The 12,651-nt window shown below is 67.9% G+C and carries 13 protein-coding genes; 8 read left to right on the forward strand and 5 right to left on the reverse strand.

The window, feature by feature from the left end:
- The first annotated feature begins 2 nt into the window (after nt 1-2).
- Nucleotides 3-632, forward strand: a complete 630-nt coding sequence (locus tag ACZ5BU_RS26580; protein ID WP_465703137.1) for a hypothetical protein — start codon at nt 3-5, stop codon at nt 630-632.
- Nucleotides 633-1,064: 432 nt separating this feature from the next.
- Complete coding sequence (locus ACZ5BU_RS26585; protein WP_465703138.1) at nt 1,065-1,382, forward strand: MerR family transcriptional regulator; 318 nt, start codon at nt 1,065-1,067, stop codon at nt 1,380-1,382.
- A 37-nt stretch (nt 1,383-1,419) separates the two neighbouring features.
- Here the strand turns inward: ACZ5BU_RS26585 and ACZ5BU_RS26590 are convergent, their stop codons facing one another.
- The 4 genes from ACZ5BU_RS26590 to ACZ5BU_RS26605 form a co-directional block, all read right to left on the reverse strand.
- Entirely contained in the window at nt 1,420-1,971 is a 552-nt protein-coding gene (locus ACZ5BU_RS26590; protein ID WP_465703139.1) for a DUF4240 domain-containing protein, read from the reverse strand.
- Between the two features lie 56 nt (nt 1,972-2,027).
- On the reverse strand, nt 2,028-3,506 hold the full coding sequence (locus ACZ5BU_RS26595; protein ID WP_465703140.1) for a hypothetical protein: 1,479 nt from the start codon (nt 3,504-3,506) through the stop codon (nt 2,028-2,030).
- 126 nt (nt 3,507-3,632) lie between these two features.
- Nucleotides 3,633-4,577, reverse strand: a complete 945-nt coding sequence (locus ACZ5BU_RS26600; RefSeq protein WP_465703141.1) for an aldo/keto reductase — start codon at nt 4,575-4,577, stop codon at nt 3,633-3,635.
- 29 nt (nt 4,578-4,606) lie between these two features.
- On the reverse strand, nt 4,607-5,410 hold the full coding sequence (locus ACZ5BU_RS26605; RefSeq protein ID WP_465703142.1) for an alpha/beta fold hydrolase: 804 nt from the start codon (nt 5,408-5,410) through the stop codon (nt 4,607-4,609).
- A gap of 76 nt (nt 5,411-5,486) precedes the next feature.
- On the opposite strand from ACZ5BU_RS26605, the gene ACZ5BU_RS26610 reads away from it, so the two are divergent.
- On the forward strand, nt 5,487-6,137 hold the full coding sequence (locus tag ACZ5BU_RS26610; protein WP_465703143.1) for a TetR/AcrR family transcriptional regulator: 651 nt from the start codon (nt 5,487-5,489) through the stop codon (nt 6,135-6,137).
- Here the strand turns inward: ACZ5BU_RS26610 and ACZ5BU_RS26615 are convergent.
- Complete coding sequence (locus ACZ5BU_RS26615) at nt 6,117-7,193, reverse strand: LacI family DNA-binding transcriptional regulator (protein ID WP_465703144.1); 1,077 nt, start codon at nt 7,191-7,193, stop codon at nt 6,117-6,119. The two genes, ACZ5BU_RS26610 and ACZ5BU_RS26615, sit on opposite strands and share 21 nt — an antisense overlap.
- Before the next feature lie 208 nt (nt 7,194-7,401).
- Between ACZ5BU_RS26615 and ACZ5BU_RS26620 the strand changes: the two genes are divergently transcribed.
- Genes ACZ5BU_RS26620 through ACZ5BU_RS26640 form a run of 5 tightly spaced genes read left to right on the forward strand, consistent with a single transcriptional unit; the run spans nt 7,402 to nt 12,607 of the window.
- On the forward strand, nt 7,402-7,728 hold the full coding sequence (locus ACZ5BU_RS26620; protein ID WP_465703145.1) for an L-rhamnose mutarotase: 327 nt from the start codon (nt 7,402-7,404) through the stop codon (nt 7,726-7,728).
- A gap of 3 nt (nt 7,729-7,731) precedes the next feature.
- A complete protein-coding gene (gene rhaI, locus ACZ5BU_RS26625) occupies nt 7,732-8,895 on the forward strand; it encodes an L-rhamnose isomerase (RefSeq protein WP_465703146.1) in 1,164 nt (387 codons plus the stop codon).
- The gene (locus ACZ5BU_RS26630; RefSeq protein ID WP_465703147.1) at nt 8,896-10,929 is read left to right on the forward strand and encodes a bifunctional aldolase/short-chain dehydrogenase; all 2,034 of its coding nucleotides are present in this window, start codon (nt 8,896-8,898) and stop codon (nt 10,927-10,929) included.
- An 8-nt stretch (nt 10,930-10,937) separates the two neighbouring features.
- Nucleotides 10,938-12,359, forward strand: coding sequence for a rhamnulokinase (locus tag ACZ5BU_RS26635; RefSeq protein ID WP_465703148.1), 1,422 nt, complete (start codon nt 10,938-10,940; stop codon nt 12,357-12,359).
- Between the two features lie 5 nt (nt 12,360-12,364).
- Entirely contained in the window at nt 12,365-12,607 is a 243-nt protein-coding gene (locus ACZ5BU_RS26640; protein WP_325036210.1) for a helix-turn-helix domain-containing protein, read from the forward strand.
- The last annotated feature ends 44 nt before the right edge of the window (nt 12,608-12,651 follow it).

Consider the following 12,651-nt stretch of genomic DNA (forward strand, 5'->3'; position numbering starts at 1 on the left):
GGGTGGATCTCACCAGGGCCTCCCTCCTTCGGGAGATGTTGAGCGGGACCGAGCTGGGCAGTCGTACTACGCAGTTCGGCTACGCGCTGCGGCGGTTCACGACCAGACGCAGCGGGCTGATGCTGTTCGGCCCGGTCGACCAGGAACCCTGGCACCTGACCGCACACCTGGACGACGAGCTGCGGATGGCCGGTGTCGAGGACATGCGGCCTTCACTGGTTCGCTGGGCGCCGCCGCCGGATGCTCCACCCCACCTGGCGATCGGTCTGGACCGTCTGCGCGACGCCGGTCGTGGTGAGTCCTTGCTGGTGGTAGCCGAGGACACGCCGGCCGACACGCTGCTGGAGCGGATCAGCGACGTACGCAAACGCGGTACGACGATCTTCAGCATCGGCAACGGCGACAAGGAGCTGACGTCGCTCAGCCACGAGGCACTCGTACCTGAGCTGCTGGTACCCGACGGGTTCGGCTGGACCACCCGTGAGATCGAGCAGACCACTGTGGTCGACGAGGGCTTCGAGACCGCCCAGCACCTCGTCAGCCTCGCTGCTGCCGACGAAGAAGCAGGCCAGTCCGGCTGGCGTCGCCGGCTCCGCAACGCCATCGAACGCCTGAGCGGCGAACCTGCCTGAAGCTCTCCTGAGACTTTACCAAAATCTATGGTGGCGGGATTAGACATTCGATCCTGGCGTCTGTAATGTCGTTCATGTCGACAGAGAAGAACATCGAAGCTGAGGCGGACAGCTACCGACCTGTCCAGAGTTGCTCCGAAGTAGCAGTTTGCAGTTGATGTCGCAGTACCAGCAGTTGCAGTTCCAGTAGTACGAGGTACACGAAGGGTCAAGGATCACGCCGTTCGCGGCTCGTCGATGGGAGGTGGTCTTCGGTTACGCAAGGTGGTAATGCCGCAGGGTCAGCTTCCAAGTGGCACGCTGCGGACGTGTAAGGACCGGCCTCACGGCCGGTAGCTAGTGATAATCCACAAACCCAGGGCCCCGGTGCTTCGGCACCGGGGCCCATCGACATGGAGGTGCAATGCCCCAAACCCGCACACGGAGACACTGATGAGTTCAACCCCGACCACGGGACCGGCCAACTTCGACGACGAGGACTACCCCGCCTTCACCATGGGCCGGGCCGCCGAGATGCTCGGCACCACGCCGGGCTTCCTGCGCAGCCTGGACGAAGCCAAGCTGATCACCCCGCAACGCTCCGAGGGCGGCCATCGCCGCTACTCCCGCTACCAGCTGCGTCTGGCTGCCCGCGCCCGGGAGCTCGTCGACCAGGGCACGGCGCTCGAGGCCGCTTGCCGGATCATCATCCTGGAAGACCAGCTCGCCGAAGCCCTGCGCATCAACGAAGAGATGCGCAACCGGGACTAGCCCCAGGTTCCCGCCCGGCCGGATCAGCCGGGCGCGGTCAAGCTTCCAGGTAGAGGGCCGCGAGGCGGGGCAGGTGCGTTTGGAGATCGTCCCCGTCGTCGAAGTCGATCTCGGCACCCGCCGGCAGGTCCGGGGTGTCCGGCGCCTCCGCGTCGACGGCCTTCCAGTACGCCGCCTCGTCGCCGGTCACGTTCTTGTACGCGCGACTGCCGACGTGCAGCATCCCTTCGCCGTCGAAGCCTTCGAACCCCTCCGGCCGGTCCTCGTCCACCACGTCGGCGAGCGAGTCCGGGTCCGCCAGCGCGGCCTCCCAGACCTCCCGCCCCTGGGCGACCAACCAGCCCCGGAACGAGTCGAACCCGTCCTCGGAGGCACCCGAGTTGATCAGGTACGCCGCAGCCCACAGGTCCCACCGGTACGACTCGACCTGCAACCGCGCAAGCTCGGCCCCGAACGCCACGATCTCCTCGGCCCGAGCCGTCCCCAGCACCTTGGTCAGCGCGTCCGCAACCCCGTCCGGATCAGCCACAGTGTCATCCACCGAGGCCCGCGCATCCTCGACCAGACCCCAGAACCCGTCCTTGTCCACCCCCAAACCATCTCACCGCACCCGGGTCCAACGGGAGCGTTGATCGAGATGGATCTTCAGAACGAAGACTCGGAACCGGCCGGGTGGCTCAGTGCCAGGCTCGAAACCAACGGTTCGACGGGTTCGGCATCCGCAATCTCCTCTTGGTCGCTGGTCGGCGCCGGCGGTTCTATCCCGTCGTCAAGCCCGCCTGGAGGCTCCTCGCCTTCGGGTCCGTCCTGCGACGACAGCGCAGTCGAGGTCAACGCGGCGCTCTCGTCGGGCCGCTCCGGAGCTTCGCGCAGTCGCGGCGGGGCTGCGGTCCATGCCCGCAGGTCCTGGACGATTTCCGCGTAAAACGTGTTGATCGCGTTCTCCACCGAGTCGATGAACGATCCGCGGCCGCGCCCACGTTTGCTGCCGAGCGGGGATCCGAGGGCCACCCGGAACGAGCGAAGTTCCTTCTTCGGGTCCTCGATCAGCAACGCCGGGTCGTCACGGACAGCACGCAGGAGCTCGGCAGTACCTGCGCCGCGGCCATGCATCACGAACGCCTCGATCCTGGTGGCGTCCGGCGCGTGACGCAGCTGGCGGAGCAACCAGTTGACACGCGTCGTCGCTCGGCCGTCTCGTGGCGCCGCAATGTCGACGTGACAGGTGACGACGCTCGCTCGAAGGTCGGCCGTGACGACCAGTTGGCCGACGGCGTTCGGGATGTTGATCGCTCCCTGCAAGGTCCCTTGCAAGCTCATCGATTGAACCAACGCCTGGGACCGCAGCGCCGGATCGGCCACTTCCTTGCGCGAGAGTGCTGGTGTGACGTCGTCACCCAGCTTCCGGCCGAGCTGCAAGCCGACGTACCTCAGCAGCGCGTCGAAGCGGCCCGCAACCTCCGGTGCGCATTTGTCGCCTGGCCGGAGTGTGCCGGAGGCAACGGCTTCCCTCGTAGTCACCCAGGAAGCGCCCATGTCGTCGAACTGGAGCGCGCCGGAGCGGGGGTGCTCGAGGTAGCGAATCAGTTCGCCCAGAATCCATGCCTGATCGGGATCCGCGACGCCTCGATGCTCCTTCTGCAGCACGGCTGCCGCAAGCACCATCGACCAGGACCAGTGGTGCAAGGCGACCCGCTTGAGCTTACGCTTGTCGACCTTCGTCGGATGCATTCCAGCAACCGCCGGAATCTCGTTCGAGATCGTGACGACCGCGTCGAAGCCTTGTTCACGGGCAACGTCGAGATAAGCGTCGAGTTGCTCGGCGTCCAGTGTGTTGACTCCGGTCTTCACCTCGACCAGCGCCGTCCACTCCTTCTGTCCGCGCCGTGCCCGGAGCAAGCCATCCGGGTAGAGGCGCCGCTCACCCAAGTGAAACGGCACCTCGATGAACGTCTCCAACTGTCCGGCAGGTGCGCCCAACGGTTGGGTCAGGACACGGCCGAACTCCCGCACCGATGACATCACCGCGAGGAGCGCCGACGTTGCGCGCCGCTCCTGCTCGTCAGCGCCGTTGATCCCCGACGTCGGTATCAGGCGTGCCTGATGCCAGCTCTCCTCTGCCATTTCCATCCCCCACGGGATTCGTCCCGGCAGACCCCCCACAGGTCCGCATCACCGTGATTGCCCGTCGAATCCGGCACATTACGCCTCTCGTCACGCTACGTGAAGAGTAGGATCGGAATCCGGTCTTTACCAGACCTCGTCGAGTTGCTGTCGTTGTTCGGGTGTGAGGTTCAGGTTGGTGCCGGAGAGGGCTGTGGTCAGGTAGGTGTCGGTGCTGATGCCGACGATGGGGGTGATGGCGGGAGTGCCGGTCGCGAGCCAGGCCAGGACTACCTCGGAGCGGGTGACGTTCAGTGAGGCTGCCAGGTCTGTGAGGACCTGTAGGCGGCGAGTGGTGCCCGGGTGGTCGAAGGCTGGGTCCAGCGGGCGGTCGGCGCGGTTCTCGTACGCACCCGACATCAGAGGGCTGTACGCGAACAGCTGCTGCTCCGGGTTGTTCTCGGCGTAGTCCAGGACCTCGTCCGTGATCCAGCCGAAGCGGTGGTCGTGGCTGTGGTCGCGTACGAACGGCCGCGGCTGCAGGTACGAGTACCGGAGCTGTAGCGCGGTCGGACCGGCTACACCCTGCTGCAGAGCCAGGTTGCGCATCCGCTCGACCCGCCAGAGTGCGTAGTTCGACAGGCCGATGCGGCCGATCGTGCCGTTCGTCGCGTGCTTACCGAACGCTGTGACGGTCTCCTCCAGCGGAGTAGACCTGTCGTCGCGGTGTGCCCAGTACAGGTCGATGTGGTCGACACCGAGCCGTCGGAGCGACGTCTCAAGGGCAGCGTCGATCGCTTGAGTGCTCAGGCCCTCTGAGTGCTCCGGGAAGCTGCCGGGCCAGAGCGGCTCACACCCGACCTTGGTGGCCAGCTTGATCCGGTCCCGTACGCCGGGCCGCTGCGCCAGCCACCGCCCGAGCAGTTCCTCGCTCTGACCACCGTGTCCGCTCGGGTCCTGCCAGAACGCGTAGCAGTTCGCGGTGTCGATCCACTCCCCGCCGGCGTCCACGAATGCGTCCAGCAACCGGAACGAGGTCTCCTCGTCGATCCGCGTCCCGTACTCCATCGCGCCCAGTGCAAGATTCACCATGCACTCGATCCAACAGGCTAGAGCCCTGTCTAGGTCAAGTCCGCGAACTCACGCAGTACCGGTGCCAGCGTCGCCGCCTCGGTCCCGTGGTTCTCGCCCGGGATCGCCCGCACCGTCGCGGTAGGCAGCACCGCGCCGACCGCCTGCGCCCCGGCGGACAGCGCCGGCCAGGTCTTGTCGCCGTACAGCACGAGCACTGGCACCTTGACGTCCGCCCAGCGGTCCGTCGGCAGCGGGTTGCCGGACATCGTCGTGCCCATGATGCGGCCGTCGTACGCGATCGTGTCGGCGATCTCCTCCACCGGCGCCCAGAACGGCGACTGCTTCATCCCGGCGACGGCCTCCGCGGGCAGCCCGGCGGCAGCGGTCATGAACAGCTCGGCGGCCTTGTCCCGGCGGCCCTCGGCGACGAACGCGTCGAGCTGCTCGACGTAGTCCGACGGCAGCGGCGGCCGTACGTCGCCGACGACCACCGGCGGCTCGAACAACACCAGCCCTCCGATCGGCAGCCCGGCCGCAGCGGCGTCCAGCGCCAGCAGGCAGCCCGACGACCAACCGAAGAGGATCGCCGGCTGACCGGCATCTTCGATCAGCGCGGCGATGTCCTCGATCTCTCGCTGGATCGCGTACGGCGCGGTGTCGGTGCTCTCGCCGCGCCCGCGCCGGTCGTACACGTACGTCCGGAAGCTGTCCTTCAACAGCTCCCCGACCTGGGCGTTCGTCGGGTTCACCGCGCGGTGCGCGGTCGCTCCGTCGATCAGGACCAGCGGCTGGCCCTCGCCGTACGCGTCGAAGCCGATCTTCGTGCCGTCGGCCGATGTCACGGTGCTCATGGTCTTCTCCTCACTCGCTGGGAACTAGACCGTACAGTACTCGCGCCAGAACTGGACTGTCTAGTATGATTTCCGAATGGAGCAGGTAGAGATCGAGGGACGGACGCCCCGCAAACGCCGCGCGATCCTGGCGGCGGCCACCGAGGTCTTCCTCCAGCACGGGTATCTGGGCGCGAGCATGGACGAGGTCGCCGCGAAGGCCGGCGTCTCCAAGCAGACCGTCTACAAGCAGTTCGAGAACAAGGAACGCCTGTTCGCCGAGATCGTGCTCGGCACCAGCGACGAGTTGATGGACGGCCTCGTCCAGGCGTACGTCGAGACGCTCGACGGAGCCGCGGACGCCCGGGAGGCGCTCCGTGCGCTGGCGCATCGCCTGCTCCAGAGCCTGACCGCGGACGGTGTCCTGCAGCTCCGGCGGCTGGTGATTGCCGAGGCCGACCGTTTCCCCGAGGTCTGCGGCGCGTGGTTCACCAGCGGCTTCGAGAAGTCGCTCGAAGCGCTGGGACAGGCGCTGACCAGGTTGAGCGACCGTGGTCTGCTGAAACAGCTGGACGATCCGACGCTCGCGGCGTACCAGTTCGCCGGTCTGGTGATGTACAAGCCGATGAATCGCGCGATGTTCGCCGGTACCCGGCAGCGCGCCGACGCCACCGAGCTCGTCACGCTGGCCGACCAGGCGGTCGACGTGTTTCTGGCGGCGTACGGGTTAGACAGCGCCGCGCGTTGACGTGCGGACGACCAGTTCCGGTGTGAACGTGACGCGCTGGTGCTCGTGGTCCGGGTTCGACGACTCGTCCAGCAACAGTTCCGCGGCGGTCCGGCCGAGCAGCTGGCGCGGCTGACGGACCGACGTCAACGGGACCGCGGCGGCCTCGGCGAACTCGATGTCGTCGTACCCGACGATCGCCAGGTCCTCCGGGACGCGCAGGCCGAGGCTCACGCACTGTTGCAGCAGTCCCAGCGCCAGCAGGTCGTTCGCGCAGAACGCGGCCGTCGGCCGGCGGTCCGCGGGCAGTCCGGCAAGTCGTTGCCCTGCGCCCCTACCTTCGGCGACGGTGAGGGCGCCCGTGGTCAGTTCGATCAGGTCCGTGATCGGCTTCCCAGCGGTCCGCAGCGCACGCCGGGCGCCGTCGCGCCGGTCGACGACCTGGCCGATCGTGTTCGGGCCGCCGACGTACGCGATCCGCTCGTGGCCGAGCTCGAGCAGATGCGAGATCGCGAGCTCACCGCCGAGTACGTCGTTCACCGCGACCGAGCAGTGCGTCGCGCTGTCGAGCGTACGGTCCACGACGACCACCGGCGTACCGCGCGACGGGAGCTTGAGCAGGCGGGACGAATTCTGGTCGATGGGGGTGATCAGGATGCCCTGGACGCGTTGCTGTTCGAGCAGGTCCAGGTACGCCGCCTCGCGGTCGGCGTCCTCGCTGCTCGTACACAGGAACACCGACAGCCCGGCCGCCTGAGCCGCCTCCTCGACGCCCTTCGCGACGTCGGTGAAGAACGGGTTGCCGGCGTCGAGCATCAGGTACGCGAGGATCCGGCTCGACCCGGCGCGCAACTGGCGGGCCGACTCGTTGCGGACGAAGCCGAGCGAGGCCATCGCCGCCTCGACCTTCGCGCGGGTCATCGGGCTGACCACCTCGGGCCGGTTCAGCACGTTCGAGACGGTGCCGAGCGAGACGCCGGCGGCCGCGGCGACCGCCTTCACCCCGGCCGCGTGCGGCTTCGGCGTACTCCGGCGCCGGGTGCGCCCGGGCAGGGCTTCCGCATCGTCCACGGACACCAGACCTCCCTGCGCACTTGAAACGTGTTAGCTGCCGAAGGATACCCGGTTTCCGCCGGATCTCCGCGTCACCGTACCGGAATCGGTCGTCAAAGCTGGGCAGGCTCTTGACGCCGGACCGTGCCCACACTTAGCGTCAAGGCACCTTCTTGAAACCTTTCATCTCCCGCGCAACAACCACCTACCCGCCCGAAGCACAGGTGACGCCGTGAATCGGTACTGCTTCTGCCTGCAGGTCCGGCCCGACCGGCTCGACGAGTACGTCGACCGGCACCGCCACGTCTGGCCGGACATGCAGGCAGCGCTGCGCGATTCCGGCTGGCACAACTACTCGTTGTTCCTCCGCGACGACGGTCTGCTGATCGGGTACGTCGAGTCCGAGGATCTCGAGGCGGCGCGGAAGGCGATGGCGGCCACCGAGGTGAACGCGCGCTGGCAGGCGCAGATGACCGAGTTCTTCACAGGGATCGACGGCCGGCCGCCGGACGAGTCGTTCCTGCTGCTGCCCGAGATCTTCCACCTGAAAGAGGTCTGATCCATGACACCCGATGCCGCGAAAGCAGCGCTGAGCCGCCAGGAGATCGAGCTGCCCTCGTGGGCGTTCGGGAACTCCGGCACCCGGTTCAAGGTCTTCACCCAGCCCGGCGTACCCCGGTCACCGGAGGAGAAGATCGCCGACGCGGCCGTGGTGCACAAGTACACCGGCGTCGCTCCGAGCGTCGCGCTGCACATCCCCTGGGACAAGGTCGACGACTACGCGGGCCTCGCGGCGTACGCGAAGGAGCAGGGTGTCCGGCTCGGGGCGATCAACAGCAACGTGTTCCAGGACGACGACTACAAGCTCGGCAGCGTCACGAACCCGGATCCCGCGGTCCGCCGGAAGGCCACCGATCACCTGCTCGAGTGCGTCGACATCATGGACCAGACCGGGTCGCGGGACCTGAAGCTGTGGTTCTCCGACGGTACGAACTACCCGGGCCAGGACGACATCCAGGACCGCCAGGACCGGCTCGCGGCCGCGTTGAAGGAGGTGTACGACCGGCTCGGCGACGACCAGCGGATGCTGCTCGAGTACAAGCTGTTCGAGCCGGCCTTCTACACCACGGACGTGCCCGACTGGGGTACGTCGTACGCGCACTGTCTCGAACTGGGGCCGAAGGCAACGGTCTGCATCGACACCGGGCACCACGCACCGGGGACGAACATCGAGTTCATCGTGGCGTTCCTGCTCCGCGCCGGCAAATTGGGAGCGTTCGACTTCAACAGCCGGTTCTACGCCGACGACGACCTGATGGTTGGCGCCGCCGACCCGTTCCAGTTGTTCCGGATCATGAACGAGATCGTCCGCGGCAACGCGCTCGACCCGGACGCCGGGATCGCGTTCATGCTCGACCAGTGCCACAACATCGAGGAGAAGATCCCCGCGATCATCCGCTCGGTGATGAACGTCCAGGAGGCCACCGCGAAAGCCTTGCTGGTGGACCGCGACGTACTGCGCAAGGCCCAGCAGGAAGGCGACGTACTCGGTGCGAACGCGGCGCTCATGGACGCGTACAACACCGACGTCCGCCCGCTGCTCGCCGAACTCCGCGAGTCGCAGGGCCTCGACCCGGACCCGATCGCCGCGTACAAGCGCAGCGGGTACTTCGACCAGATCACCAAGGACCGCGCCGACGGTCAGCAAGCCGGATGGGGAGCATAAGTGAGCGACACGTCAGCCGAGCTCGTTGCGCGTAGCAACCGACTGGGTGCCGATCCACGCAACACCAACTACGCCGGCGGTAACACGTCCGCAAAAGGTACCGAGACCGACCCGGTCACCCAGCAGCCCGTGGAGCTGCTCTGGGTGAAGGGATCCGGCGGTGACCTGGGAACCCTTACCGACAAGGGCCTTGCGGTGCTGCGACTCGACCGGTTGAACGCCCTGGTCGACAGCTATCCGGGCGTCGACCGTGAGGACGAGATGGTTGCCGCGTTCGACTACTGTCTGCACGGCAAGGGCGGCGCGGCCCCGTCGATCGACACCGCGATGCACGGGCTGGTCGACGCAGCCCACGTCGACCACCTGCACCCGGACTCCGGGATCGCGCTGGCGACCGCGGCAGACGGCGAGAAGCTGACCGCCGAGTGCTTCGGCGACCGGGTGGTCTGGGTGCCGTGGCGGCGGCCCGGGTTCCAGCTCGGCCTGGACATCGCGGCCGTGAAGCGCGAGAACCCGCAGGCGATCGGCTGCATCCTCGGCGGCCATGGCATCACCGCGTGGGGCGCGACCTCGGAGGAGTGCGAGGCCAACTCCCTGGACATCATCCGTACTGCGGAACAGTTCCTGGCCGATCGTGGAAAGCCCGAGCCGTTCGGTGCTGTCGTCTCCGGCTTCGAGGCCCTGCCCGTGGACGAGCGGCGTGCGCGCGCGGCCGTGCTGGCGCCGGTGATCCGTGGGTTGGCGTCGACCGACAAGCCGCAGGTCGGCCACTTCAACGACTCCGACGTCGTGCTCGAGTTCACCGCACGCGAGCGGCTGGCTGAGCTGGCCGCGCTCGGCACCTCCTGCCCGGACCACTTCCTGCGGACCAAGGTGCGCCCGCTGGTGCTGGACCTGCCGGCAGCAGCTCCGTTGGAAGATGCGGTGGCGCGGCTTCGCGACCTCCACGCGGCTTATCGCGAGGACTACGCGGCCTACTACAACAGGCATGCGGACGCCGACAGCCCGCCGATGCGGGGCGCCGACCCGGCGATCGTGCTCGTCCCGGGTGTCGGGATGTTCAGTTTCGGGAAGGACAAGCAGACCGCGCGGGTGGCGGGCGAGTTCTACGTGAACGCGATCAACGTGATGCGGGGCGCCGAGGCGGTGTCGTCGTACGCGCCGATCGACGAGCGGGAGAAGTTCCGGATCGAGTACTGGGCGCTGGAAGAGGCGAAGCTGCAGCGGATGCCCAAGCCGAAGCCGCTCGCGGCCCGGGTCGCGTTCGTGACCGGCGGCGGTTCCGGGATCGGCAAGGCGATCGCGCACCGGCTCGCGGCCGAGGGTGCGTGCGTCGTCGTCGCCGACCTGGACCAGGCGGCGGCCGAGGCCGCGGCGAAGGAGATCGGGTCCACCGACGTGGCCGTCGCGGTGGCGGCGGACGTGTCGTCGGCGGAGGCGGTCGAGGCCGCGCTGCGGGATGCCGTACTTGCCTTTGGCGGCGTCGATCTGATCGTCAACAACGCCGGCCTGTCGATCTCCAAGTCGTTGCTGGAGACAACGGAACGCGACTGGGACCTGCAGCACGACGTGATGGCGAAGGGCTCGTTCCTGGTCTCCCGCGCCGCCGCGAAGGTGCTGATCGACCAGGGGATGGGCGGCGACATCGTCTATATCTCCAGCAAGAACTCGGTGTTCGCCGGTCCGAACAACGTCGCGTACGGCGCCGCGAAGGCCGACCAGGCGCACCAGGTCCGGCTGCTCGCGGCCGAGCTCGGCGAGTACGGGATCCGGGTCAACGGCGTCAACCCGGACGGCGTCGTCCGCGGGTCCGGGATCTTCGCCGGCGGCTGGGGTGCCAAGCGGGCCGCGGTGTACGGCGTACCGGAAGAGGAACTCGGTGCGTACTACGCGCAGCGGACGCTGCTCAAGCGCGAGGTCCTGCCGGAGAACGTCGCGGCCGCGGTGTTCGCGCTGACCGGCGGAGACCTCACGCACACGACCGGTCTGCACGTGCCCGTCGACGCCGGCGTGGCTGCCGCGTTCCTGCGTTAGGTGTCGTCGTGAAGCGTGTCGCGGCGGTGGATCTCGGTGCCTCCAGCGGGCGGGTGATGCTGGGCGAGGTCGGCCCGGGCGTACTGCAACTGCGCGAACTCAATCGCTTCTGGAACGGCCCTGTCCGCGTCCGCGGCACGCTCCACTGGGACATCCTGCACCTGTACCGCTCGATCCTCGACGGCCTGCACCTGGCCGGTCCGCTCGACAGCATCGGCATCGACTCCTGGGCCGTCGACTACGGCCTGCTCGACGCGGACAGCCGCCTGCTCGGCAACCCGGTCCACTACCGCGACTCCCGTACGGACGGTGTGATGGAGCGGGTGCTCACACAGGTGCCGGCCGCGGACCTGTACACCATCACAGGCCTCCAGCAACTCCCCTTCAACACCATCTACCAACTGGTTGCCTCGGGTGTTCCGGCGGAGGCCGCCATGTTGCTGATGATTCCGGATCTGCTGGGCCATTGGCTCACCGGCGAGGTGGGTGCTGAGCGTACGAACGCGTCCACCACCCAGCTGTACGACGTCCGCACCCGGACCTGGAGCGACGAGCTGATCGCGCGCATGAGGCTGCCGCGACGGATCTTCCCGGCGCTGCGTGAGCCGGGGGATGTGATCGGGAACGTGCTGCCGGACGAGACTGGTTTGGCGCCGGGGATCCCGTTGATCGCGGTGGGGTCGCATGACACGGCTTCGGCGGTGGTCGCGGTGCCGGCCAGCGGCGAGCGGTTCGCGTACATCTCGTCCGGGACCTGGTCGCTGGTCGGGTTGGAGCTCGAGGCGCCGGTGCTGACCGACGACGCGCGAGCGGCGAACTTCACCAACGAGGGTGGGATCGACGGGCGGATCCGGTTCCTCCGGAACGTGATGGGGCTGTGGATCCTGCAGGAATGCCTGCGGAGCTGGGGCGACGATCTCGACGACCTGCTTCAGGCGGCCGCCGCTGCGCCGCCGTTCGCCGTACTGATCGACCCCGACGCCACCGAGTTCCTTGCCCCCGGCAACATGCCGGCCCGGATCGACGAACAGTGTCGGAACACCGGACAGGAACCGCCGCGGAACCGTGGCGCCGCGGTGCGCTGCATCCTGGAGAGCCTCGCGCTCGCGTACCGCCGTACGCTCCGCACCGCCCAGACGATCGCGTCCCGGGAGGTCGACGTACTGCACGTCATCGGCGGTGGTTCGCAGAACGAGCTGCTCTGCCAGCTGACCGCCGACGCGTGCGGCGTACCGGTGCTCGCCGGACCGGTCGAAGCCTCCGCGCTCGGCAACGTACTCGTCCAGGCTCGCGCACTCGGCGAGCCCTTCCCGGACCTGGACGCGATGCGCGCCCTGGTCCGGTCCACCCATTCTCTGCGGCGCTACGACCCGCAGGGCAAACCGGCCGACTGGGACGCCGCCGAGTCCCGGGTATTCGGAACCAGGTGATCAGTATGACCGTCCTCCCCCAGGAACTCCGACCGGTGGCACGCCGGGTGCCGCCGCGTGAGATCAGCCATGACGACCTGCAACTGCTCCGCCTGCTCGCCACCGGGCTGCCGGTCGACGGTGTTGCCCGGCGTCTCGACCTGTCCGAGCGTACGGTCCGCCGCCGCACCCGGCTGATCTGCGACCGGCTCGGCTTCAGTACCGCGATCGAAGCCATCGTCTGGGCCGCCCGCCGCGGCCTGGTCTGAAGTCCGACCGTACGACGTTAGGCGGCGACGACCCCGGGTACCGG

Source organism: Kribbella sp. NPDC031520, assembly GCF_055580825.1.